The following is a 24241-nucleotide window of genomic DNA, read 5'->3' on the forward strand; positions in this document are numbered from 1 at the left end:
GCGGGTGGCTGGCCCTCAGCCCAGCCCGCGCTCGGAAGGCGAGGGCGCGCACCGGTTGGGCTGGCAGGGGGCGATTGCCGCAGCCACCCAGGTGCAGGCCTTGGGCGCATTGCCCTCGGCCAGCGCCGCCACCAGGTTGCGCCTGGCCGCCCACGACGCCAAGTGGTCAACCGCCACCCCTCGCGCCGTGATCAGGCAGCCCAGTGGCACCACTGTTTCGGCGAAGCGCATCAACGGCTTGTTGCCTGTCATCGACGCCAGGTGCAGGTGCAACTCCACCACCGTGCACAGCGCCAGGGCCGGCTGGCCACTGCACAGGTAATGATGCTCGCGCGCCAGCCACTGTTGCAGCCGCGCCACGTCCATCTCGTTGCAGTGCCTGGCCACCTGGGCCATGTTCAAGCGTTCGGCCATTTGCCAGGCGGTCAGGGTTTGCTGCGCCTGGGCGTCGCTTGATTGCACCACCCGGGCCGGGCAGCCGGGGTGGGCCTCGATCAGCCCGTTGCGGGCCAGGCGGCTCAACACCTGGCTGGTGACGTTGCGGCCCACGCCGCAGCGCTGGCTGATCCAGCCCGCCGTGAGTGCGGCGCCTGCAGGTAGTTGCTGGTCGAGCAGGGCGTACAGCACCTGGTCATAGGCGTCGCCGGCCGAACATTTGCGCCGCGGCGTGTGCCGACGGGCACTCACCGGGAAGGTCAATACGTTACTCAGCATCGCGGGCCTCGCGCTCAGGCATTGTCGGGTATCTGCAGGGGCACGTTCAGGCGTCGGCCTTCCTGCAGGATGTGTTGGCGCATCAGGTCGCTGGCGCCCGCGCTGTCCTTGTTGCGGATGGCGCGCACCAGCGCCTCGGCTTCGCCAAGGCGCGCGGCCTGATGTTCGGCGGACACCTTCAACGCTTGCGCCGACTGCTGCAGGGCGCTGCGGGTTTGCTGCACCATGCTGTGGAAAATCGGGTTTGCGGTCAGGGCGAACAGTTGCTCGTGGAAGGCGATGTAGGCGTGGTTGCCAGCCTCGCCGTCGGCCTCCTCCAGGGCTTCGCGCAAGTCCATCAGGCTCAGGCGCAACTCGCCGGTTTCCTTTTGGCTGATGGACTGGGCCAGCAGGCCGACGATGAACGGCTCCAGGGTGTAGCGCAGTTGCAGGTAGTCGCCCAGGGTGGCCTGGGCCACCGCGCTGGCGCTGGCGACGCCATCGGCCAGGGGTTCATCCAGCACCACCACGCCTTTGCCGGGCATGGAGCGCACCAGGCCCAGGGTTTCCAACACGATGATGGCCTCGCGCAGGCTGGGCCGGCTGATGCCCAGTTGCTCGGCCAGTTCGCGCTGGCCGGGCAGCATGTCGCCGGAGCGCCAGCGGCCGGTGGCCAGGGCCTGCCGGAGTTTTTCGACCACTGAAGTGACGACGGTAGATGAGCTGATCACCGGGTTTTCCTTATTGAAAGTCAAAAGTCCTGTTGGTGCGCCACGTTCACAGGCTTCTGGGCCTTGAAGGCGAACCCTTGGCGGGCGGCGAGCACATTATTGGCACGTTTGAGGTCTATATCGTTTTCCCAACGGCCGATGGCAACGGTGGCCACGCAATTGCCGATCAGGTTGGTCAGTGCCCGGCCGATGCCCATGAACCAGTCCACGGCCAACACCAGCACCAGGCCCACCACCGGTATCGCCGGCACCGCGGTCAAGGTCGCGGCCAGGATCACCAAGGCCGAGCCGGGGATGCCGTGGGCGCCCTTGGAGGTGACCAGCGACACCAGCAAAATGGTCAGCAGGTCGGTGAAGGCCAGCGGCGTGCCGGTGGCATGGGCGATGAACACGATGGCCAGGGTCAGGTAGATGGAGAAACCGTCGAGGTTGAACGAGTACCCGGTCGGTACCACCAGCCCTACGGTGGAACTGCCGATGCCCAGATGTTCGAGCTTGCGCATCACTTGCGGCAACACGGCGTCGGAGGAGGCGGTGCCGAGCACGATCAGCAGTTCTTCGCGCAGGTATTTGATGAAGGGCAGGATGCGCAGCCCCGACAGGCGCATCACCGTGCCCAGCACCAGCAGCACGAACACCGAACAGGTCAGGTAGAACACCACCACCAGGCTGCCCAGGTGCTGCAGCGACTGGATGCCGTACTTGCTGGTGGTGAACGCGATGGCGCCAAACACGCCGATGGGCGCCAGGCGCACGATCATGCCCATGATGCGAAACACCACGTGGCTCAGCTCACTGATCAGCCGCGAGATGCCCGAGGCCTGTTCGCCTACCAGGTTCAGCGCACTGCCAAACAGCACGGCAAACAGCAGCACTTGCAGGATGTTGTTGTCAGCAAAGGCGCCGATCACCGAGTTGGGGATCAGGTCCATGATAAAGGTAGAGGCACCGTGGATTTGATGGGTGCGTGCGGTCAGGTCGCCCAAGTCGCTAGTGGACAGTTGGTCCAGGTGGATGTTGGCGCCGGTGCCCAGGTCCGTGGCGTAGGCGCACACCAGGCCGATCACCAGGGCCAGGGTGGTCAGCACTTCAAAATACAGCACCGATTTCAAGCCGATGCGCCCCACCTTCTTCAGGTCGCCAGCGCCGGAAATGCCGCTGACCACGACGCAAAAGACCACCAGGCCGATGAGCATCTTGATCAGTTTGATAAAGCCGTCACCCAAGGGTTTGAGTTCGGCGCTGAAGGCGGGAAAGCTGAGGCCGCAGACGATGCCTATGATCAGTCCGAGCACAACCTGTAGGAAAATCGAGCGAGAGCACCACTTGAGCATGAGGAGGATCCTGGTCGGTGTCTTTGCCGGGACGCAAGGGTACCCAAAGCAAGGACTTAATTATTTTGGTCTTACCGGTATGTCCAGTGCAGGTCGATTCTAGGACGCAATTCACCGATTGCGCAATGCCTGGAGCGCATCAAGATCTGACCGGTATGACCAGTGGTCAAACAGCAAGATCCAGGCCAGCGCCGTAAACAGGGCCTGTAACGCTGTGTAAGGGGCTGTTTTTGAACTTAAATGAGGCGCTCCCCTGCACCACGCCCCTTGTGGGGGCACCGGACCGCCGCCTTGGTTTGCCTGAGATAGCCACTCGATCGTTCGCGGATAAGTCCGCGCCTACTGTTGCGCAGGCTGAAATGATGGATTGCCAAAACTGGTTATTCCATCACTTCGGGTGCAGGTTCAAGCTGGCTCCACACCCACTTGACCTGGAGCCGACCATGGCGATCAAACTCTACGACTTCCCCCTTTCCGGCCACGCCCATCGGGTGAAACTGATGCTCTCGCTGCTGGAGTTGGACACTGAACAGGTGTTCGTTGACCTGGCCAAGGGTGAGCACAAGCAGCCTGCCTTCCTGGCGCTGAACCCTTTTGGCCAGGTGCCGGTGATCGATGACAACGGTACCGTGCTGGCCGACTCCAATGCGATCCTGGTGTATTTGGCCACCCGCTACGGCAAGGGCCTCTGGCTGCCCACCGACCCGGTCGAACTGGCACAGGTGCAGCGCTGGCTGTCGGTGGCGGCGGGGCCTTTGCACGCCGGCCCCGCCTCGGCGCGGTTGATCACGGTGTTTGGCGCCAAGCTGGACGCGCAGGCCACCATCGCCCGCGCCCATGACCTGCTCAAGGTGATCGACCAGGCATTGGCCGGCCGCCAATACCTGGTCGGGGGCGCAGTGAGCATCGCCGACATCGCCTGCTATACCTACATCGCTCACGCACCGGAAGGCAATGTCTGCTTGGCCGAGTACCCACACGTGCGCGCCTGGCTGGCCCGCATCGAGGCGTTGCCGGGGTTTGTCGGCATGCCGCGCACCGTCGTGGGCCTGCAAACCGCTTGATACAGGAGCACCGGTAATGGCAATCGAATCGTTCCCCTGGCACGCCGGCGAACTGCAGCTGCAACAGCGCGCCGGCGTGGCCGAACGCATGGCCGTGGTGGGGCGCCGGGCCATTGGCAAGCAACTGCCCGACCAGCATCGTCAGTTTTATCCGTTGCTACCGTACCTGGTGATGGGCGGCGTGGATGCCGACGGGCGGCCGTGGGCGACGATGCTGGAAGGCCCTCCAGGCTTCGCCCATTCGCCCGGCCCACAGGTGCTGCGGCTCGACAGCCTGCCGGGCAGCAGCGACCCATTGGCCGTGGCCCCTGGCAGCGCCGTGGGCCTGCTTGGCATCGACCTGAACACCCGCCGGCGCAACCGCGTCAACGGCCAGGTCGCGGTGGTGGACGACCAAGGCTTCAGCGTGGCGGTGGCCCAGGCCTTCGGCAATTGCCCGCAGTACATTCAGTTGCGCGCGGTGCAGTCTGGCGGGGTGCCCGAAAAACCGGGCCCGGTCGAACGTGCCCCTGAACTGAACGAGCGCGACCGGCAGTGCATCAGCCGCGCCGACACCTTTTTCGTCGCCAGTTTCGTGGATGAAGACGGCGATCCCGAACGGCGCTCCGTGGATGTTTCCCACCGTGGCGGCAACCCAGGGTTTGTGCGGGTGCAGGGCAATGTGCTGACGATTCCGGACTTTGCCGGCAATCTGTTTTTCAACACGCTGGGCAATCTGCTGCTCAACCCCATGGCGGGGTTGTTGTTTGTCGACTTTGCCACGGGCGACCTGCTGCACCTGAGCGGGCGTACCGAGATCCTGCTGCAGAGCGATGAAATCGCCGCGTTCCAGGGCGCCGAGCGCCTCTGGCAACTGGCCGTGGAGCAGGTGGTGCGCCGCCCGGCCGCGCTGGCCTTGCGTTGGCAATTGCACGGCGTGTCGCCCACCAGCCAACTGACTGGCGATTGGGTGCAGGCCGCCGCGCGGCTGCAAGCCGACGCGTTACGCGACACCTGGCGGCCTTGGCGGGTGACGCGCATCGTCGATGAAAGCCGCGACATCCGTTCGTTTTACCTGGCGCCCGATGACGGCGCCGGGCTGCCACGTTTCGATGCCGGGCAGCACTTGCCAGTGCGCATTGCCCTGAGCCCCGGCCAGGCGCCGGTCATTGGCACTTACAGCCTGTCCAGCGCACCGTCCGATGATTTTCTACGCATCAGCGTCAAGCGCGATGGGCGGGTGTCGGCATACCTGCATGACCAGGTGGGCGTGGGCGACGTGATCCAAGCCCGTGCGCCCCAGGGCCGCTTCAGTGTGCAGGCCCAGGCGCGTCGGCCACTGGTGCTGCTCGCCGCAGGCGTGGGCGTGACGCCGTTGCTGTCGATGCTGCGCGAGGTGGTTTACCAAGGCCAGCGCACCCGGCGTACCCGGCCTACCTGGTTTATCCAGAGCGCCCGGCACCTGGCGGACCTGGCCTTTGGCGAGGAGTTGCAGGCGCTGCAAGCACAGGCCGGCGATGCGCTGCAGGTGATCCGCCTGCTCAGCCAGCCTGAGGCCTGCGCCCGGGCGGGGCAGGATTACCATGGGCAAGGGCGCATCGACATTGCGCTGCTCAAGGCGGTGTTGTCGTTGGATGACTTCGACTTCTACCTGTGCGGCCCCGGCACGTTTACCCAGGCGCTGTACGATGGTCTGCGTGACTTGCACCTGCAGGACGACCGCATCCATGCCGAAACCTTTGGCCCTTCCAGCCTCAAGCGGACCCAGGACAAGCCTGTGGCTAGCGTGCAGCAACCGCCCGCCGCCAGCGCGCCGGTGCCGGTGGTGTTTGCCACCTCAGGCCAGCAGGCGCGCTGGAAGCCGGGGGGTGGCAGTTTGCTGGAACTGGCCGAAAGCCGTGGCCTGGCCCCCGAATTCAGTTGCCGGGGTGGTTCGTGCGGCACGTGCGCCACCCGCCTGGTCAGTGGCCAGGTGCATTACCCCAGCCCACCGGCCGAGTTGCCGGCGCCTGGGGAGGTGTTGATTTGCTGCGCGGTGCCGGCACAGGGCGCGGATCCGTTGGTGCTGGCGCTCTGATAAAGTGACACACGTCGTGTAGGGATGAGCCATGGATCGATTTCAGGAAATGCAGGTGTTTCTGGCCGTGGCCGATGCCCAGGGGTTTGCCGCGGCGGCGCGCCGCCTCAAGCTGTCGCCGCCCAGTGTGACCCGCGCAGTGGCAGCCCTGGAAGCGCGCATTGGCACGCAACTGTTGACCCGCACCACCCGCAGCTTGCACCTGAGCGAGGCAGGCCAGCGTTACGCCGAGGATTGCCGGCGTATCCTGGGTGAACTCGATGAGGCCGAAGCGGCCGCGGCCGGTAGTTATTCGCTGCCCAGTGGCGTGTTGACGATCACGGCCCCCGTGTTGTTCGGCGACCTGTACGTCACGCCGCTGATGGCTGGCTATCTGGACCGCTACCCGCCCGTGTCGATCAATGCGCTGTTGGTAGACCGAGTGGTCGATATGCTTGAGGAGGGCGTCGACGTGGCCATTCGCATCGGCCACCTGCAAGAGGCCGGGCACCATGCGGTGACGGTCGGCCACGTGCGCCAGGTGGTCTGTGCCACCCCCGGCTATTGGGATGTGCATGGCCGCCCCAGCCACCCCGGCGAGCTGCGCCGGGCCACGATCATCCAGACCTCGGCCAGCCATTTGCACACCGACTGGCACTTCGTGGAAAACGGTCAGCCGCTGAGCTGGCGCCCCGAGCCACGGCTGGTAGTCACCGCCAACCAGGCGGCGATCCATGCCGCAAGCCTTGGGTGGGGCGTGACCCGGGTGCTGTCCTATCAAGTGGCGCGCCGGGTGGCGGCGGGGGAGTTGGAGGTGGTGCTGGCCGAGTTCGAGCCGCCGGCGTTGCCGATACAGGTGGTGTACGCCAAGGGCGCCCGATTAGCGGCCAAGGTCAGCACCTTCGTGGCGCACTGTGTGGAGCAACTGGGCCAGGACCCCGCGCTGAACCCGCTGATATCTTCCGTAGGCGCGGATTTATCCGCGAATGGATCGCCGCGGTGAATCAGGTAGACGCGCGTTGTGTTTTTCGCGGATGAATCCGCTCCTACAATTCATACCCTGTAGGAGCGGATTTATCCGCGAATGGATCGCCGAGGTGAATCAGGTAGATGCGCGTTGTGTTTTTCGCGGATGAGTCCGCTCCTACAATTCATACCCTGTAGGAGCGGATTTATCCGCGAATGGATCGCTGCGGTGAATCAGGGTAACCGTCCGGCCAAGTCACCTACCGAACTCCAGCATTAAGGGCGATGGTGTCCGCGTATTTTTAAGCGGACGCGATCGCCCTTATCGCCAGGATTTCCATGCGCCAACGAAGCTTTTATCCCAAACCATTCAAAGCCCAGGTCGTCCAAGAATGCCTGCAACCCGGAGCGACGATTTCCAGCGTAGCCATCCATCACGGCATCAACGTCAACGTGATCCGCAAGTGGCTACCGACTTACAGGGATCAATCGCCTGCAACCTTGCCGGCTTTCGTTCCGGTAAAAACGGTACCAAGGCGAGCATCAGAAGAGATGGTGATCATCTCGCTGCCTCTGGGTGATAAATCCATCACCGTAAAATGGCCAGCCTCGGATCCGGACGGCTGCGCCTGTTTCATTCGTGGCTTGGCCCAATGATTCGCGTCGATACAATCTGGCTCGCCACCATGCCTATGGACATGCGCGCCGGCACTGAGACTGCGTTGGCCCGAGCGGTCGCGGTGTTCGGTGCGGCGAAGCCGCACTGCGCTTACCTCTTTGCCAACCGTCGGGCCAATCGGATGAAAGTCCTTGTGCATGACGGCGTCGGTATCTGGCTGGCGGCACGGCGCTTGAACCAAGGTAAGTTTCATTGGCCAGGCCTCCATCGTGGAACGGAGGTCGAACTCGACCCCGAACAACTCCAGGCGCTGGTACTTGGATTACCCTGGCAACGAGTCGGTGCGGGCGGCGCAATTACATTGCTTTAAATGCTGCCTTTTAGCTGAAGCAGTCGGGCTGCTTTTGGTAAAATCCACCCCCATGACTTCCTTGCCCGATCTCGACCAAATGACCCCCGAACAACTGCGCACACTGGCTGCGCAGTTGATGTCCAAGGTCGACACCCAGAGCCGAAAGATCCATCGTGATGAAACGATCATCGAGCAGCTCACTCACGAAATCGCCATCCTTAAACGCCACAAGTTTGCCAAGCGCAGCGAGCAGATCAGCCCGGCGCAAGGCAGCTTGCTCGATGACCTGCTCAATACCGACCTCGAAGCCATCGAGGCCGAGTTAAAAGCCCTTCATCCCGCTCCCGCACAGACAGAACCACGCCAGCAACCAAAGCGTGCGCCGTTGCCGCCGGAGTTTCCACGCACTGTAATCCATCACGAGCCGGACAATACTTAGTGCGCTTGCGGCTGCCAGCTTCAGCGCATCGGTGAAGACGTCAGCGAAAAACTGGACTACACGCCGGGCGTGTTCACCGTCGAACAGCATGTGCGTGGGAAATGGGCTTGCCGGCAGTGCGAAACACTGATCCAGGCCCCGGTACCCCCACAGGTGATCGACAAGGGCATTTCCACTGCCGGCCTGCTGGCGCACGTGATGGTAGCCAAGTTCGCCGACCACCTGCCGCTGTATCGACAGGAAAAGATCTTCGGCCGTGCCGGCCTGGCAATACCACGTTCGACCCTGGCGCATTGGGTGGGCCGAACCGGCGTACAGCTTCAGCCGCTGGTCGATGCGATGCGCGAAGTGGTACTGGTCCAGCGCGTGGTTCACGCCGATGAAACGCCGGTACAAATGCTCGCGCCCGGCGAGAAGAAAACCCACCGCGCTTATGTCTTGGCCTACAGCACTACGCCATTCTCGGCCCTCAAGGCCGTGGTCTACGACTTCAGCCCCAGCCGTGCCGGTGAACATGCGCGTAACTTCTTGGGCACCTGGAACGGGAAGCTGGTCTGTGATGACTTTGCCGGCTACAAGGCCAGCTTTGAGCTGGGCATCACCGAGATCGGCTGCATGGCCCATGCACGCCGTAAGTTCTTTGACTTGCATGTAGCCAATAAAAGCCAATTGGCGGAGCAGGCGCTTCACTCGATTGGCGGGCTTTACGAAGTCGAGCGACACGCCAGGGAAATGAGCGACGAAGACCGTTGGCGATTACGCCAGGAAACAGCAGTGCCCCTCGCTGAAAAGCTACATGAGTGGATGCTGGCCCAGCGTGAACTTGTGCCCGAGGGGTCGGCTACAGCGAAGGCTCTGGATTACAGTCTCAAACGCTGGGTAGCGCTGACGCGCTACCTGGCAGATGGTGCTGTGCCCATCGACAACAACCAGATCGAGAACTTGATCCGGCCGTGGGCGCTTGGGCGGTCTAACTGGTTGTTTGCGGGATCGCTGCGCAGCGGCAAGCGGGCGGCCGCGATCATGAGCCTGATCCAGTCAGCACGCATCAATGGGCATGATCCGTATGCTTATCTCAAGGACGTGCTGACGCGGCTGCCGACGCAGCGGGCCAGTGAGATCGAGCGACTGCTGCCGCATCAGTGGATACCTGCCTGATCTGAGCAAGGTATGTGTGCCAGACGCTTACAAAAATACGAACTGATCTAACAGCTCTGTTGTAGTCCGGCCAAGGCTCCTTGTTTGATCATTATTCATGCTCATGGACTCTCGACAGGCTTGCATTCCACAGGCTCATTTCGTAACACTTGAGTTGCGTAGCTGCCTTCTCAGTCGTCGGTACGCGCTAATATCTACCAATCCAAGGAGCGATGTATGCGTGTGCGTCCAGCGATAATGGGTGACTCTGAGAGCATGAGTAGAATCGCGAAGGCTACCTTTTCATTGGCGTGCCCAACTGACACTCCAGCAGAAGAACTGGAGCGCTACATCAGCGAAAATCTGACCGCGCGTTGTTTTCAGATCGCACTGGATACGTCAAGCGAAGAGGTGCGAGTGTTGGAGAAAGCTGGAGATATTGTGGGTTTCAGTTTGGTCGACTACAAACCAGATCGATTAAACATCCCACTGGCGGATGGCATCCCTGAGTTGAAGCGATGCTATGTCGATTCAAAACACCATGGAACCGGTGCCGCACAACTCCTCTTAACTGCGACGCTTACGGGTATTACAGATCGTATCCGGCTCACGGTGAATGATCAGAATGCCCGCGCAATAGGCTTCTACCAACGTAATGGATTTTTGACAGTTGGAGAAACCAGTTTTCAATGCGGCGATGATGTCCACCGAGACTTGGTGATGGTACGTGAACTGTAGGGTTGCGGTTTTGGCGTAAGCGTTCCGGGAAAACAGATGGCGAGACTCCTGCATTCAGGCGATCGGTGCCGATTACCTAGGTCAGGTCGTCGGACGCTTACAATGAACGGTCAAATCGAATGCAAACGCGCAGTCGACTGGAGTGCAATCTTGCGACAGGTAGGCACCCGTCTAATTAGGCAAGGTGTGTTGAGCGGACGCTTAGGAATCAGGTAGATGCGCGTTGTGTTTTTCGCGGATGAATCCGCTCCTACAATTCATACCCTGTAGGAGCGGATTTATCCGCGAATGGATCGCCGCGGTGAGTCAGGTGGATGCGCGTTGTGTGGTTCGCGGATGAATCCGCTCCTACACAGGATCACGTGATGCGTTGGTAACCGCCGACCAAGCCTTTGCGCGACAACACCCACTGCCACAGCTGAATATCGCGGGCGCGGAATGCCCCCGCGCACGACAGCAGGTAGTAACGCCACATGCGGTAGAAGCGTTCACCCAGTTGTTCGGCGAACTGTGGCCATGCTGCTTCGAAGTTGCTGTGCCAGGCCATCAGCGTCTTATCGTAGTCGGCGCCGAAGCTGTGCAGGTCTTCGGCCACGAACAGGCCATCCAGCGCATCGCCGATCTGGCCGATGGAGGGTAAATCGCCGTTGGGGAAAATGTACTTGTCCACCCACGGGTCAGGGGTGGAGTGGCGCTGGTTCTTGCCGATGGTGTGCAGCAGGAACAGCCCTTCGTCTGCCAGGCAGCGGTGCGCGGTTTCCATGTACACGCGGTAGTTCTTGTGGCCCACGTGCTCGAACATGCCGATGCTGGCGATGCGGTCGAAGCGCTCGTCCAACTCGCGGTAGTCTTGCAGGCGGAACTCCAAGGGCAGGTGCGAATAGCGCTCGCGGGCCCATTCGCATTGTTCTTTGGAAATGGTCACGCCCACGCATTCCACGCCGTAGTGTTCGGCGGCGTAGGCCATGAAACTGCCCCAGCCGCAGCCGATGTCCAACACGCGCATGCCCGGTTGCAGCCCGAGTTTGCGGCACACCAGGTCAAGCTTCGCTTCCTGGGCGTCGGCCAGGTTGTCGGCGTGCTGCCAGTAGCCGCAAGTGTAGGTCAGGCGCGGGTCGAGCATGGCGGTGTAGAAGTCATTGCCCAGGTCGTAGTGCTGCTGGCCGACCTGCCAGGCGCGGCGTTCGTTTTGCAGGTTGAGCAGGCGGGCGCTCAAGGCATGGAAAATCAACGCCGCAGGGTGTACGGCGTCGCCAATACCGCCGCGCAGCAGCCGCGCGAAGAACTCATCCAGGTGCTGCGCATCCCAATCCCCGTCCATGTAGGCCTCGCCCAGGCCCAGGTTACCGTAGCCCAGGCCACGTTCCAGCACGCCCGGGGCATTGAGGCGCATGTCCCAGGGGTTGGGCCCGTTGACCAGGATGCCAGCATTGCCAAGCATCTGCTCGGCCACCCGTTGAGTCTTGCCGGGGCGCGGTGGGACGGGAATGTCGTCGTCGGAACACTCTGAATCCATGGCGATCGTCCTCGAGGAATGATACAGGTAGGACCCTTGCAATCACCCGGCAGTTTCATGCTCAAGGTGCATGGGCCTGCAACAGCGCCGGCGTGTTGAAATTGACCAGGCGTGGATCGCCCGCCGGGCACTCCAGCGGTAGCAGGCCGTGGGGCAACAAGGCCCGCAACACGCTGCGCTCGCCCTGATGCCAGGCCTCTTGCAATGCCGGCAACAGGTGGCGCGGGATCAGGCTGAACATCGGTTGCCATTGGCCGGCCTCGCGCACCATCGCAGGCTGCCGCGGCCCCAGCGCGAGCAGGCTGCGCAGCAGTGGGCGGTCAACGCACGGGGCGTCGCAGGCCAACACCAGCATCTGCGGGTGCCGGGCCTTGGCAAGGCCTGCCAACACGCCGGCCAGGGGGCCGGGAAAGTCTGCCTGCGCATCGCTGACCAAGTGGTCGGCGAAGGCTTGGTAGCGCTCCGGGTTGCGGTTGCAGGAAATGATCAGGTCGTCGGTCAGCGGGCGAACCACCGCCTGTACGTGGGCAACCAGGGGTTGCCCGTGCCAGGCAATCAGGCCCTTGTCTGCGCCGCCCATGCGTTGGCCGCGGCCGCCGGCCAGCAGCAGGATGGAACAGTGGGCAGTGGGTGCAGTGGCGGTCATGGCTTTCCATCGCGATAAGGCTAATCAGTGCTGGCCGGTGCCTGCGGATCGATCGGTTTGAGCGCGCGAACCTCGGTGTCCACGTACACCCCGCGCTGCGGGTCGTAGGTACGCCGGAACAGGCGCGGCTGGGTATCGACCACGGTCGGCGGCTGCGAGTCGCTGAATTCATGCTGCTGGGGCACTACCACGAAGTCGTCTGGTTGGGTGCCGACGTAGGGGCTGGCGGGCACCGACTGCAGCGCGGGCGGTTCGGCAAACAACAGCGCCGGGGCCTGGCCGTCGGCGGGCAGGGTCTGGGCCTGTGCGGCCAGTGCCAGGCCACAACAAAGCACGGTGCCCAGCGAACGCAGACGGTACATGGCGAACCCTCCGTTAACCGCCGCCCAACATGAACCTGCACTATAGCACCGCTCAGTGCGCGGCGACTCTGGCGGCCAGGAAGTCGATCAGCACCCGACATTTGGGCGGCAGGTAACGGTTGGGCGGGTAAAGCATCCAGGCCTTGCCGAAGTAGCTGGTTTCATAGCGCCACTGGGGCAGTACCTCGACCACGCGCTCAGCTTTCAGCGCCTGGGCAGCAGTAAAGAACGGCAGGCAGCCAATGCCCAGGTCATCGAGCACTGCATCCAGGCGCGCTTCACTGTGGTTGGAGACGAAACGCCCGCGCACCGAAACGCTGACCTGTTCGCCGCTGGCACCATGGCGCAGGTGCCAGCGGTTGTCGCCCGGGGTTTCGCCCAGGTAGATGCAACTGTGCCGCGCCAGGTCGTGGGGGTGGGCGGGGTGGCCTGCGCGTTCAAGGTAGGCGGGGCTGGCGCACAGCAGGTGGTAGACATCCAGCAGCGGCCGTGCGGCCAGGCCCGGCGGCGGCGTATCGGTGATCCGGATCATCAGGTCCAGGCCGTCGCCGATCAGGTCCATGGGCCGATCGATCAGCATCAACTGCACGTCGACCTCGGGGTACAGGCCCAGGAACTCGGCGATGTGCGGGCTGATCAACTTGCGCCCGAACGCCTTGGGCGCGCTCAGGCGCACCAGGCCCTGGGGGCTGGCGACGAAGCGGTCGGCCACCGCCATCACCGAGCGCCCGGCCTCGACCATTTCGCAACAGCGCGCATACACCTCGGCCCCCGCCTCGGACAGCCGCAGGCTGCGGGTGGTGCGCTCCAGCAACTTGACCGCCAGGGCTTTTTCCAGCGTGGCCACCTGGCGGCTGACCGCCGAAGCGGTGAGCCCCAGTTGCAGGGCGGCAGCCGAAAAACTACCCAGCTCCACCACCTTGGCGAACACCGCCATGTAGGGCATCAGGCCCATGTGCTGATTCGTTCTCATAGCGCACAACTGTTGTCTGCAGCGCCCGGGTTATCGGCGTACAAGCGCTGGCACATAATCGCCGCGTCGCAGGCCAGCCCTCTGGGGCGGGGCCTGCAGTATCGCATGAAGCCTTGAAAGAGATGGAGCACCATGAACAGACTCGCAGTACGCAACGCCGACCTGATGCTATTGCTGGTGGCGATCATCTGGGGCACCAGCTATGGCGTGGCCAAGCAGGCGCTGGTGTTTTACCCGGTGCTGGGCTTTTTGTTCATCCGCTTCAGCATGACCTGCGTGTTGTTGCTGCCCAGCCTGCGCGGGCAGTTTCGCGCAGCCTTGCGCCCTGGCTTGCCCCTGGGGCTGACCTTGCTGGCGATTTTCCTGCTGGAGACCTACGGCGTGCTGCAGACCAGTGCCAGCAACGCGGCGTTCCTGATCAGTCTATTCGTGGTGTTCACGCCGTTTTTCGAGTGGCTGATGTTCAAGCGTCGGCCGACCACTGCGGCGTTCCTGGCGGCTGGCTTGTCATTGCTGGGCGCGCTGCTGCTGACCCATGGCGGCGAGGTACGGATGAACCTGGGCGACTGGCTGATGATCGGCGCGGCGCTACTGCGCGGTTTCATCGTGTGCCTGACCAAGCGCTATTCGCAAACCAGCAACGTGTCGGCCCTGGCACTGACCGCCGTGCAGACCGGGGTGGTGGCCAGCGGCTGCCTACTGTTGCTGTTGGCGCTGCCGGGGCCACTGCCTGCATTGCCGCACGCCCCGGCGTTCTGGTGGGCGACGGCCTACCTGGTGGTGTTTTGCACGCTGTTTGCCTTTTACGCGCAAAACTACGGGGTGCGCCGCACCACCCCGACCCGGGCCTCCTTGCTGATGGGCTCCGAGCCATTGTTTGGTGCACTGTTCGCGGTGCTGTGGCTAGGCGAGCAGTTGAGCGCCGCCGCCTGGTTGGGCGGGTTGCTGATCGTGCTGACGTCGTTGTGGGCGAGCCGGCCGGCGCGCGAGCAGGGCAGTGGTGCCGCTGCCCCGGCTCACGGGTAAACCACTTCATCACGTTGAACCAGCCACGCCTCGAACGCCTTGGCCGGCATGGGCCGGCCAATCAGGTAACCCTGGCCCGAATCACAGCCGGCGTTGCGCAAGAATTCGTACTGCTCCTGGGTTTCGATACCCTCGGCTGTCACCCGGAATTCCAAGGCTCGCCCCAGGTCGATAATGGCCCGGGTGATCGCGGCGTGTGCGGCGGAGTCAGGCAGGTCGCGGATGAAGGCCCGATCGATCTTCAGGTGGTCGATGGGCAGCAGGTGCAGGTAAGCCAGGGATGAGTAGCCGGTACCAAAGTCGTCCACCGCCGTATGCACGCCCAGCGCCTGCAGGCGCCGCAGGACATTGCGAGCCAGGTCCGGGCTTTCCATGATCAGGCTTTCGGTGACTTCCACTTCCAGTTGGCAGGGGTTCAGACCGTGGCGCGCAAGCGCCTGCTGCACGGTGGCGACAAAATCGCTGCGCTCGATTTGCGGCACCGCCACGTTCACGGCGATATGGCCCAGGCGGTGACCGTGGGCCTGCCAGGTTTGCAACTGTTGGCACACCTGCGCAAGCAACCACTCGCCCATGGGCACGATCAACCCGGTGCGCTCGGCCAGCGGGATGAAGTCGCCCGGCATCACCAGGCCCAACTGCGGGTCGTGCCAGCGCAGCAGGGCTTCGGCGCCCTCGACGCGGCCACTGAACAGGTCGACCTTGGGCTGGTACCACACCTCGAACTCCTGGCCGGCCAGGGCCCGGCGCAAGGCGTGCTCCAGGTCCACCCTTGCCTGCATCTGGCGGGTCATGCTGGCCTGGTACACGCGGTAGTCATTGCGCCCCGACTCCTTGGCCGCGTACATGGCGGTGTCGGCATGGCGCAGCAACTCATCGCTGCTCTTGCCGTGCTCAGGGAACAAGGCCACGCCGATGCTGGCCGTGACCAGCGCGGTATTGCCGTCCAGGTCGAACGGCGCGTGCAGTGCCTGGACCAAAGCCTGTACCACGGCCATCACCCGCTCATTGCCCAGCAGGATAAAGGCGAATTCATCGCCGCCCAGGCGTGCCACGGTGTCGCTGGCAGCGATGCTGGCGATGAAACGCTGGGTGGCCTGTTGCAACAGCCGGTCGCCCAGGGGGTGGCCAAGGGTGTCGTTGACGGTCTTGAAACCATCCACGTCAAGGATCAGCACGGCCAATGGCGCGCCTTGCTCGATAGCCTGGTTGAGGCGTAGATGAAAGTGGGGGCGGTTGGGCAGGCGGGTGATCGCGTCGTAATGGGCCAGTTGCTCAAGCTCGGCCTGGGCACGCTTGAGTTGGGTAATGTCACGCACGATCGAGTAGGTCAGGGTTTCCTGGGCCAGTTGCATGATGCACAGCGTGACCTGGGCGGCGAACGTGGAGCCGTCGGTGTGCTTGTGCAGCCATTCGAAGCGGTGCACGCCCTTGGCATGGGTGGCGCGCATGTTGGCCATGGCCTTGTATGCCGAGGTCTGGCCATCGGGCTGCAGCACGGGGGACACATCGGCTGGCGTCAGGCCGCGAAAATCGGCCATGTCACTGAAGCCGAAGGCCTTGAGGGCAGCGGCGTTGGCTTGCACGCAGTGGTCTTGGGCGTCGACGATCCAGACCGGATCAGGCGAGCGCTCGAACAGCGTGCGGAAGCGGTCCTCGCTCTGCACCAGCGACGCCTGGATGGCAACGCGCTCAAAGATTTCATCGCTCAGTTCCTGGTTGCGCCGGCTGACCGTGCGGTGGCTGCGGCCTAGCAAATGGGTCAACACGCCAAACAGCAACACGGCGCCCTGGCACAGGATAAACAGCGAGGAGTCCAGTAACCCGAAGGTTGTCCAGCCGCCGTGGGGTTGCCCGGCCAATTGCCAGGCGCCGCCCGGCACTTTGATCGCCTGCACGCTGGCAGCGCCCTGGAACAGCGTCGCATCGCCGCTGATCACCACGCCGGGTGCGCTCTGGTTGTCACCCGTGCGCAGGGCAACGTCCAGCGTCTGGTCGTCGGCAAGGCCGGTGGCCTTGAGCAGCGGGTCGATATCGGCGACCACCGCCAGGCTACCCCAGTAGCGCGGCATGCCCCGGTGTTGGGTCAAGAAAATCGGCCGCCGGTAAATCAGTGCCCGGCCCCCCTGGAGCAACGCCAGCGGGCCGTCCAAAGTCGCTTGCGCGAGGCGCCTGGCCCGCTGCACCTGGGCGTATTGTTCACCGAGCGTGCGGTAGTCCCTGCCCAGGATCTGCTCATTGCCATGCAATGGGTAGACCGCGGTCATGACATCGTCGGGGGCAATGACCAGGTGGTGAATGTAGCCCACGGACTTGAGCACCTGGTCGGCCATGGCGCGAAAATGGCCGTCATCGATACGCCCGTCCAGGCTGATCAGTTGGGCGATGCCCTCGGCCTCGCCAAACGCGCTGCGCAGGCTGCTTTCCACTTGGGCGCCGATGGCATTCAGGCGCAGCTCGACCTGGGCCCGTTGCTCGTCGCGCCGGTGCTTGCTGTCCATTTGCCCGACGCTGATGGCCAGGCTGCTGCCTATCACCAAAATGACCAGTGGCAGCAGGTTCAGGACATTTGGGCATTTGAGCCGGCGCAGTCGGTCATTGAATCGATTGGTCATCGGTACCCTGGTGAAGGTGGGGGCAGGAGGGCTTCACCATGATATCGGTCACAGGGCGCAGACATTGAGGCCGCCGTGTGATTATCGGCTGCGGCCACGGGCAAAAAGACGGTCAATCATCGCGGGTCAGTACTTCCAGCAACTCGATTTCGAACGTCAGGTCCGAATGCGGGGTAATCGCCCCCATCGTACGTTCGCCATACGCCAGGTGCGCCGGCACCCAGAGTTTGCGCTTGCCGCCCACCTGCATGCCGATCAGGCCCTGGTCCCAGCCCTTGATCACTCGGCCGGTACCGATCACGCATTGGAACGGCTTGCCGCGCTGGTGGGAGGAGTCGAATACCGTGCCGTCGGCCAGGGTCCCGGTGTAGTGGGTGGTGATCAAGGCACCCTTGACCACGGCCTTGCCGTCGCCCAGTTGAAGGTCGGTGATCTGCAGTGCTTGGCTCATGTCGCGTTCCTGTGCGGGGGGCGGCCATTATAAGGTAAAGTCGCCGCACACTTATGACGGAATGGCACAGATGCAGCTGCGTAACCTGGATGACCTGGTGGTGTTTCTGAAAGTCATCGACTGTCAGAGTTTTTCTGCGGCGGCCCGTGCGATGGACTTGGCGCCGCCCACCGTCAGCAAGCAGATCGCGCGCCTTGAAAAAGCCCTGGGCGCCAGCCTGTTCGAGCGCAACACCCGCCAGTTGAGCATTACCGACGAAGGCCGCGCCGTGGCCGAGCGCGCCCGCACCGCAGTGGCGCTGTTGCAGGAGGCGTGCGAGGTGGCCCAGCAAGGCCATGCGCAATTGCAGGGGCTGATCCAATTGACCGCGCCGGTGGCTTTCGGCAGCCGCTACGTGGCCCAGGCGGTGGCGGCGTTTCGCCAACTGCACCCGCAGGTGGGGTTTGAACTCAACCTCACCGACCGTTTCGTTGACCTTTACAGCAGCGAAGTGGACCTGGCGATTCGCATCGGCCCGGTGCACGACGCCCGCCTGATCGACCGCCACCTGGCGCAAAACCAAGGCGTGCTGGTGGCCTCGCCCCAGTACCTGGCCCAACACGGCGAACCGGCCAGCCCCCAGGCCCTGCGCGAGCATGCGTGCCTGCTGTTCGGCTACCCGGGCCTGTTGCACGACTGCTGGGAGTTGCACGGTGGCAAGCAAAGCGAGCGGGTGAACCTGGTCAGCGAACTGTGCAGCGACAACGGCGATGTGCTGCGCACCTGGTGCCTGGCAGGCTTGGGGATTTCGCTGCGCGAAACATGGGATGTGGCGGATGATTTGCGTGAAGGCCGGTTGGTGCGCGTGCTGCCCAACTGGCACGAGCCGAGCGTACCGATCAGCGCTGTGCGCGCCCGCCGCGACCCGGTGCCACGGCGTTTGAGCGAGTTCGTCGAGTTCCTGGCGCAGCGTTGGGCAGGGGAGGCGTGGTGAAGCGTCAGTGGGCGCAGAGTTTGATACCCAGGGCATGGATGACTTTGAACACGGTGTCATAGCGCGGCTTGGCGCCGGGTGCCAACGCCTTGTAGAGGCTTTCGCGGTTCAGGCCCGCGTCCCTTGCCACCTGGCTCATGCCGCGCGACTTGGCAACTTCCTGCAGGGCCTGCAGGAAAACATCGGGGTTTTCATCTTCAAGGGCTGCGGTGAGGAACTCGGCGATGGTGGCCTCATCCGTGAGGTAATTGGCCGCTTCAAAGGTATTGAGTGTGGTCATGTGCTGGCTCCGCGATCGATATCGCTGAGAAGGGCCTTGGCGTTGCGGATATCCAGCTTCTGGCTGGCCTTGTCGCCGGCACAGAGCAGCAGATAAACCACCTCGCCACGACGGCTGTAATACACGCGGTAACCCGGCCCGGTGTGGATGCGCATTTCGCTGATCCCTTCGCCAACGGGCTGGCAGTTCCCGAAATTGCCCATTTGGGCGCTCAAGAGGCGTGCGGTGATACGCGCACGCGCCTTGTAATCCTTGAGTGCGCGCAACCATTGATCGAACGCGCCCGTAGTCATGAATCTATTCACGGCATACTGTAGCTGTTCGGCTACACCCTGGCAATGAGAGATGCCAGAGATTTACAGATTCACGCCAGGCAGGCACCTGATCGATAGTTGCCCGGTGTGTCTCAAACCATCGACAGAGGCTGCTTGCGCAACGGCGGCGGGCAGGCCTGATCGATGGCGGCGAGGTCTTGGGCGCTCAAGCGTAGGTTCGCTGCCGCCGCGTTCAGTCGCACATGCTGCGGGCTCACCGCCTTGGGAATCGCGATGACGCCCTCCTGGCGCAATACCCAGGCCAGGCAGACTTGAGCCGGGGTTACCTGGTGGCGTTCGGCAATCTGCTGGAATACCGGCGAGCTGAGCAGTTGCCCGCCCTGGGCGATCGGGCAGTAGGCCATGGTCGGCAAGCGCTGCTCGCGGCTCCAGGGCAGCAGGTCGAACTCGATGCCGCGAGCCTGGGGGTTATAGAGCACCTGGTTAGTCGCGCAGTCGGGGTTGGCCAGCGCCTGCAGGTCGGCCACGTCGAAATTGGACACGCCCCAGCGGCCGATCTTGCCGGCCTCGCGCAGGCGCTCGAAGGCTTCGAGCGTTTCACTCAAGGGGTATTGCCCGCGCCAGTGCAGCAGGTAAAGGTCGATGCAGCCCACCCCCAGGCGTTTCAGGCTGCGCTCGCAGGCGGCCACCGTGCCCTGGCGGCTGGCGTTGTGCGGGTAGACCTTGCTGACGATGAACACCTCGTCGTGATGGCCCCGAATGGCTTCGCCCACCACGCTTTCGGCGCCGCCTTCGCCATACATTTCCGCGGTGTCGATCAACGTCAGGCCCTGGGCGATCCCCAGGCGCAAGGCGGCCACCTCGTCGCGACGGGCTTCAGGGTTTTCGCCCATCCGCCAGGTGCCCTGGCCGATTACGGGTACGCTTTTACCTGCCAATTCAACAGTGCGCATAAACACTCCAGCGGTGTTGGATGATATCAATCTGGCCTTCTTGCGGGCTGTTTAGTTCAACGCGGGCGCCGCTCGTGCGCATTCCATCAGCACATCCTGCAGCGCCTGGGCTGCGCTGGACAGCTTGTGGTCGGCCAGGCGCATCAAGCCGATGTGGCGCTCGATGCGCGGCTCGTCCAAGGCGATACAGCGCGCGCCCAATTCGTGCATCTGCTCGATGCACAGGGCCGGCACCGCGCTGACCCCAAGGCCCTTGGCAACCATGCGGCCCACGGTGCTCAACTGGTGGCTTTCAAAGGCCACGGCGAGCTTGCCGTGCAGCTCGCTCACGCCTTCTTCCAACATAAGGCGCACGGCGGAGGGCCGTTGCAGGGTGATGAAGTCTTCGCTCAACAACTGCTGCCAGGTGAGGCTCGACAGCTGCGCCAAGGGCGAGTCGGCGGCCACCACGGCGACAAAACGGTCCAGGTAAAAAGGGGTGAACAGCACTGAGCGGCTCGGGGGCGGCTCAAAACCGATACCCAACTCCACGCGTCGATGGCGCACCATTTCCAACACCTGTTCGTTGATCACATCGTGCACCGCCACGTTGATGCGCGGGTATCGATCGCGAAACACCTTCAGCGCACCGGGCAACAGGTTGCCGGCGAAGGAGGGCATGGCAGCGATCGAAACCCGGCCCAGTTGTAGGGTGAACTGCTGGCGCAGCAGTTCTTCGGTGTTGTCCCAGTCAGCCAACAGTTGCCGCGCCAGCGGCAGCAAGGCTTCACCTTCCGGGGTCAGGTTGACGCTGCGGGTGGTGCGGGCCAACAGCGTGCCGCCCAGGCTTTCTTCCAGGCCCTTGATGGTCAGGCTCAGGGCCGGCTGCGACAGGTGCAGGCGCTCGCCGGCCTGGGCAAAGCTTAAGGTTTGCGCGACGGCGAGAAAGGCACGAAGCTGCTTGAGGTTCATTGTTTTAAAATCCAAATGAATAGCGCACAAAAACAAAATTAACAAATTACTCGTCGCGAGAGAAGATGGCCCTACGCTGCCCGGTAGCTACGCTATGGGTTAAACAACAAACAGAAAAAGGCGAATCGACATGGCTGGACTCGACAAACGAGTAGCAACCTATGAAGAGGCCCTGGCCGGCCTGACCGACGACATGACGGTGCTCAGCGGCGGCTTCGGCTTGTGCGGCATCCCGGAAAACCTGATTGCGCAGATCAAGCGCATGGGCGTGCGCGGCCTGACCGTGGTGTCCAATAACTGCGGCGTCGATGGCTTTGGCCTGGGCGTGCTGCTGGAAGACCGGCAGATCCGCAAGATGATCGCCTCCTACGTGGGCGAGAACGCCCTGTTCGAGCGTCAGTTGCTCGATGGCGAGTTGGAAGTGGACCTCACCCCCCAAGGCACCCTGGCCGAGAAGCTGCGTGCCGGCGGTGCCGGCATTCCGGCGTTCTACACCGCTACCGGCTACGGCACGCCGGTGGCCGAGGGCAAGGAGGTGCGTGAATTCAACGGCCGCAAGTACATCCTGGAAGAGGCCATCACCGGCGACTTCGCCATCGTCAAGGGCTGGAAGGCCGACCACTTCGGCAACGTGGTGTACCGCCATACCGCGCAGAACTTCAACCCGCTGGCGGCCACCGCCGGGCGCATCACCGTGGTCGAGGTCGAGGAGATCGTCGAGCCGGGCGTGTTGCTGCCCAGCGAGATTCACACCCCGGGCATCTATGTGGATAGGGTCATTGTTGGCCAGTTCGAGAAGCGCATCGAAAAACGCACGCTCAAAGCCTGAGCCCGAACAAGAACAACGAGGATGTGAACATGGCACTTTCCCGCGAACAAATGGCCCAGCGCGTGGCCCGCGAGCTTAAAGACGGTTACTACGTGAACCTGGGCATCGGTATCCCGACCCTGGTGGCCAACTACGTGCCCGACGACATCGACGTGATGTTGCAATCGGAAAACGGCCTGCTGGGCATGGGCGAATTCCCCACCCAAGACACGATCGATGCCGACATGATCAACGCCGGCAAACAAACGGTCACCGCGCGCAAGGGCGCCTCGATCTTTGATTCGGCCCAGTCGTTCGCGATGATCCGCGGCGGCCATGTCGACCTGACCGTGCTGGGCGCCTTCGAGGTGGACGTGCACGGCAACATCGCCTCCTGGATGATCCCCGGCAAGCTGATCAAGGGCATGGGCGGGGCGATGGACCTGGTGGCAGGGGCCGACAACATCATCGTCACCATGACCCACGCCTCCAAAGACGGCGAGTCCAAGTTGCTGCCCCAGTGCAGCTTGCCACTGACCGGCGCCGGCTGTATCCGCAAGGTGCTGACGGACCTGGCCTACCTTGAAATTGAAGACGGCGCCTTCATCCTGCGCGAACGGGCGCCGGGGATCAGCGTCGAGGAAATCGTCGCCAAGACCGCCGGCAAGCTGATCGTTCCCGAGCACGTGCCGGAGATGACTTTCTAAAAAAGCACCACGTCGACTCCTGTGGGAGCACGGCAAGCCTGCGATGGGCCTTCAAGGGCGCCATCGCAGGCCTGCCGTGCTCCCACAGTGGTACCGGTTACACCCGTTTGAACCTCATAATAAATTCAAGAAAGGTACCCCCATGACCGCTGTCGTCGAAGAGAGCCGCTACGCGCGTTTTGCCCTGCGCTGCTCCAGTTGGGCCGAGCGCTGGTTCCCCGATTCCTGGGTATTTGCCGCGGTCGCCGTGATCGTGGTGGCGCTGGCGGCAATGGCCATCGGTGCCAAGCCCCTGGAAACCGCCACCGCGTTTGGCGATGGTTTCTGGAGCCTGATCCCGTTCACCATGCAAATGGCCTTTGTGGTGATCGGCGGCTACGTGGTGGCCAGTTCGCCGCCGGCGGTCAAACTGATCGATCGCCTGGCGCGCATTCCGCGCAATGGCCGTTCGGCGGTGGCGTGGGTGGCGCTGATTTCGATGCTCGCCTCGCTGCTCAACTGGGGCCTGTCGCTGGTGTTCGGCGGGTTGCTGGTACGCGCCCTGGCACGGCGCACCGACCTGCGCATGGACTACCGCGCCGCCGGTGCGGCCGCCTACCTGGGCCTGGGCGCGGTGTGGGCCTTGGGCCTGTCGTCGTCGGCTGCGCAGCTGCAGGCCAACCCTGCCAGTTTGCCACCCTCGATCCTGGCGATCACCGGGGTGATCCCGTTCACCCAGACCATCTTCCTCTGGCAGTCGGGTGTGCTGCTGGCCGTGCTGGTGGTGGCCTCGTTGATCATCGCCTACGCCACCGCGCCGGGCCCGGCCACGGCGCGAGATGCCAAGGCCTGCGGCATCGACCCAAGCTTCAGCCTGCCGGCCTCACCGCCCCGCACCCGCCCCGGCGAGTGGCTGGAATACAGCCCGTTGCTGATCATTTTGATGGTGCTGCTGGCGGCGGGCTGGTTGTTCCATGAGTTTTCCAGCAAGCCTGCGATCACCGCGATCTCGGGGCTCAACACCTATAACTTCCTGTTCATCATGCTCGGCGCGTTGCTGCACTGGCGCCCGCGCAGCTTCCTGGATGCGGTGGCCCGTGCGGTGCCGACCACCACCGGGGTGCTGATCCAGTTCCCGCTGTACGGCTCGATCGCCGCGATCCTGACCACGGTCAAGGGCAGCGACGCGCAAACCCTGGCGCACCACATCTCGACGTTTTTCGTGCAGATTGCCTCCCACGATACCTATGCGCTGCTGATGGGCGTGTACTCGGCCATCCTCGGGTTCTTCATCCCGTCGGGGGGTGGCAAGTGGATCATCGAGGCACCGTACGTGATGCAGGTGGCCAACGACCTGAAGTACCACCTGGGCTGGGCGGTGCAGATCTACAACGCCGCCGAGGCGCTGCCCAACCTGATCAATCCGTTCTATATGCTGCCGCTGCTCGGCGTGCTGGGGCTCAAGGCGCGGGACCTGATCGGTTTCTCGTTCGTGCAACTGCTGGTGCATGTGCCGTTGGTGCTGTTTTTGCTGTGGGCGTTGGGCACGACGTTGGCGTACGTGCCGCCCGTAATGCCTTAGGCCAGAGGTTGCACGCAAGGCCGCCGAATGGGATAT

The 24241-nt window shown here is 63.3% G+C and carries 24 protein-coding genes and 1 pseudogene; 12 read left to right on the forward strand and 13 right to left on the reverse strand.

Going from position 1 to position 24241, the window contains the following annotated elements; genetic code table 11:
* Positions 1-15: 15 nt before the first annotated feature.
* From L9B60_RS26695 to L9B60_RS26705, 3 genes are read right to left on the reverse strand one after another with little or no spacing between them, the layout of a single operon-like run.
* On the reverse strand, positions 16-714 hold the full coding sequence (locus tag L9B60_RS26695) for a GntR family transcriptional regulator (RefSeq protein WP_249673971.1): 699 nt from the start codon (positions 712-714) through the stop codon (positions 16-18).
* Positions 715-728: 14 nt separating this feature from the next.
* A complete protein-coding gene (locus L9B60_RS26700) occupies positions 729-1424 on the reverse strand; it encodes a FadR/GntR family transcriptional regulator (RefSeq protein WP_249673972.1) in 696 nt (231 codons plus the stop codon).
* 20 nt (positions 1425-1444) lie between these two features.
* A complete protein-coding gene (locus L9B60_RS26705) occupies positions 1445-2758 on the reverse strand; it encodes a C4-dicarboxylate transporter DctA (RefSeq protein ID WP_249673973.1) in 1314 nt (437 codons plus the stop codon).
* A 443-nt stretch (positions 2759-3201) separates the two neighbouring features.
* Between L9B60_RS26705 and L9B60_RS26710 the strand changes: the two genes are divergently transcribed.
* The 7 genes and pseudogenes from L9B60_RS26710 to L9B60_RS26740 all read left to right on the forward strand — a co-directional run bounded on the left by L9B60_RS26710 (position 3202) and on the right by L9B60_RS26740 (position 10108).
* Positions 3202-3822 (forward strand): glutathione S-transferase family protein, encoded by a 621-nt coding sequence (locus L9B60_RS26710; protein ID WP_249673974.1) that lies wholly within the window; start codon positions 3202-3204, stop codon positions 3820-3822.
* Between the two features lie 22 nt (positions 3823-3844).
* The gene (locus tag L9B60_RS26715) at positions 3845-5878 is read left to right on the forward strand and encodes a 2Fe-2S iron-sulfur cluster-binding protein (protein ID WP_249680161.1); all 2034 of its coding nucleotides are present in this window, start codon (positions 3845-3847) and stop codon (positions 5876-5878) included.
* Between the two features lie 31 nt (positions 5879-5909).
* Positions 5910-6860, forward strand: a complete 951-nt coding sequence (locus L9B60_RS26720; protein ID WP_249673975.1) for a LysR family transcriptional regulator — start codon at positions 5910-5912, stop codon at positions 6858-6860.
* Between the two features lie 302 nt (positions 6861-7162).
* Complete coding sequence (tnpA, locus tag L9B60_RS26725) at positions 7163-7480, forward strand: IS66-like element accessory protein TnpA (protein ID WP_249673976.1); 318 nt, start codon at positions 7163-7165, stop codon at positions 7478-7480.
* 41 nt (positions 7481-7521) lie between these two features.
* Positions 7522-7812, forward strand: a complete 291-nt coding sequence (gene tnpB, locus L9B60_RS26730) for an IS66 family insertion sequence element accessory protein TnpB (RefSeq protein WP_249680163.1) — start codon at positions 7522-7524, stop codon at positions 7810-7812.
* Between the two features lie 52 nt (positions 7813-7864).
* Positions 7865-9391: pseudogene (gene tnpC, locus L9B60_RS26735) on the forward strand (IS66 family transposase).
* A 216-nt stretch (positions 9392-9607) separates the two neighbouring features.
* Entirely contained in the window at positions 9608-10108 is a 501-nt protein-coding gene (locus L9B60_RS26740; protein WP_249673977.1) for a GNAT family N-acetyltransferase, read from the forward strand.
* 358 nt (positions 10109-10466) lie between these two features.
* On the opposite strand, the gene cfa is transcribed toward L9B60_RS26740, so the two are convergent.
* From cfa to L9B60_RS26760, 4 genes are all read right to left on the reverse strand, one after another.
* A complete protein-coding gene (cfa, locus tag L9B60_RS26745; protein ID WP_249673978.1) occupies positions 10467-11624 on the reverse strand; it encodes a cyclopropane fatty acyl phospholipid synthase in 1158 nt (385 codons plus the stop codon).
* 61 nt (positions 11625-11685) lie between these two features.
* Entirely contained in the window at positions 11686-12270 is a 585-nt protein-coding gene (mobA, locus tag L9B60_RS26750; protein WP_249673979.1) for a molybdenum cofactor guanylyltransferase MobA, read from the reverse strand.
* 20 nt (positions 12271-12290) lie between these two features.
* Positions 12291-12632 carry a hypothetical protein gene (locus L9B60_RS26755; protein ID WP_249673980.1) on the reverse strand — a complete coding sequence of 114 codons (342 nt, stop codon included), beginning with the start codon at positions 12630-12632 and terminating at the stop codon, positions 12291-12293.
* Between the two features lie 52 nt (positions 12633-12684).
* Positions 12685-13605, reverse strand: a complete 921-nt coding sequence (locus L9B60_RS26760) for a LysR family transcriptional regulator (protein WP_438866019.1) — start codon at positions 13603-13605, stop codon at positions 12685-12687.
* A gap of 132 nt (positions 13606-13737) precedes the next feature.
* On the opposite strand from L9B60_RS26760, the gene L9B60_RS26765 reads away from it, so the two are divergent.
* On the forward strand, positions 13738-14631 hold the full coding sequence (locus L9B60_RS26765; RefSeq protein ID WP_249673982.1) for a DMT family transporter: 894 nt from the start codon (positions 13738-13740) through the stop codon (positions 14629-14631).
* Here L9B60_RS26765 and L9B60_RS26770 read toward each other — a convergent pair.
* On the reverse strand, positions 14622-17246 hold the full coding sequence (locus tag L9B60_RS26770; protein WP_249673983.1) for a bifunctional diguanylate cyclase/phosphodiesterase: 2625 nt from the start codon (positions 17244-17246) through the stop codon (positions 14622-14624). The two genes, L9B60_RS26765 and L9B60_RS26770, sit on opposite strands and share 10 nt — an antisense overlap.
* A gap of 112 nt (positions 17247-17358) precedes the next feature.
* Positions 17359-17697, reverse strand: a complete 339-nt coding sequence (locus tag L9B60_RS26775; protein ID WP_249673984.1) for an FKBP-type peptidyl-prolyl cis-trans isomerase — start codon at positions 17695-17697, stop codon at positions 17359-17361.
* A 70-nt stretch (positions 17698-17767) separates the two neighbouring features.
* Here L9B60_RS26775 and L9B60_RS26780 point away from each other — a divergent pair, with 70 nt between their 5' ends.
* On the forward strand, positions 17768-18670 hold the full coding sequence (locus tag L9B60_RS26780) for a LysR family transcriptional regulator (RefSeq protein WP_249673985.1): 903 nt from the start codon (positions 17768-17770) through the stop codon (positions 18668-18670).
* A 4-nt stretch (positions 18671-18674) separates the two neighbouring features.
* Here the strand turns inward: L9B60_RS26780 and L9B60_RS26785 are convergent, their stop codons facing one another.
* From L9B60_RS26785 to L9B60_RS26800, 4 genes are all read right to left on the reverse strand, one after another.
* Positions 18675-18950, reverse strand: a complete 276-nt coding sequence (locus L9B60_RS26785; RefSeq protein ID WP_249673986.1) for an addiction module antidote protein — start codon at positions 18948-18950, stop codon at positions 18675-18677.
* Positions 18947-19243 (reverse strand): type II toxin-antitoxin system RelE/ParE family toxin, encoded by a 297-nt coding sequence (locus L9B60_RS26790; protein ID WP_249673987.1) that lies wholly within the window; start codon positions 19241-19243, stop codon positions 18947-18949. The genes L9B60_RS26785 and L9B60_RS26790 overlap by 4 nt, the downstream gene beginning before the upstream one ends.
* Before the next feature lie 113 nt (positions 19244-19356).
* A complete protein-coding gene (locus tag L9B60_RS26795; RefSeq protein WP_249673988.1) occupies positions 19357-20178 on the reverse strand; it encodes an aldo/keto reductase in 822 nt (273 codons plus the stop codon).
* A 51-nt stretch (positions 20179-20229) separates the two neighbouring features.
* Positions 20230-21129: a LysR family transcriptional regulator gene (locus L9B60_RS26800; protein ID WP_249673989.1), complete on the reverse strand. Its 900-nt coding sequence runs from the start codon at positions 21127-21129 to the stop codon at positions 20230-20232.
* Between the two features lie 130 nt (positions 21130-21259).
* On the opposite strand from L9B60_RS26800, the gene L9B60_RS26805 reads away from it, so the two are divergent.
* The 3 genes from L9B60_RS26805 (at position 21260) to L9B60_RS26815 (ending at position 24205) form a co-directional block, all read left to right on the forward strand.
* A complete protein-coding gene (locus L9B60_RS26805; RefSeq protein ID WP_249673990.1) occupies positions 21260-21958 on the forward strand; it encodes a CoA transferase subunit A in 699 nt (232 codons plus the stop codon).
* Between the two features lie 29 nt (positions 21959-21987).
* On the forward strand, positions 21988-22644 hold the full coding sequence (locus tag L9B60_RS26810) for a CoA transferase subunit B (RefSeq protein ID WP_249673991.1): 657 nt from the start codon (positions 21988-21990) through the stop codon (positions 22642-22644).
* Between the two features lie 142 nt (positions 22645-22786).
* Positions 22787-24205, forward strand: a complete 1419-nt coding sequence (locus L9B60_RS26815) for a short-chain fatty acid transporter (RefSeq protein ID WP_249673992.1) — start codon at positions 22787-22789, stop codon at positions 24203-24205.
* Positions 24206-24241: the final 36 nt, after the last annotated feature.

Source organism: Pseudomonas abieticivorans, from assembly GCF_023509015.1.
Lineage (GTDB): Bacteria > Pseudomonadota > Gammaproteobacteria > Pseudomonadales > Pseudomonadaceae > Aquipseudomonas > Aquipseudomonas abieticivorans.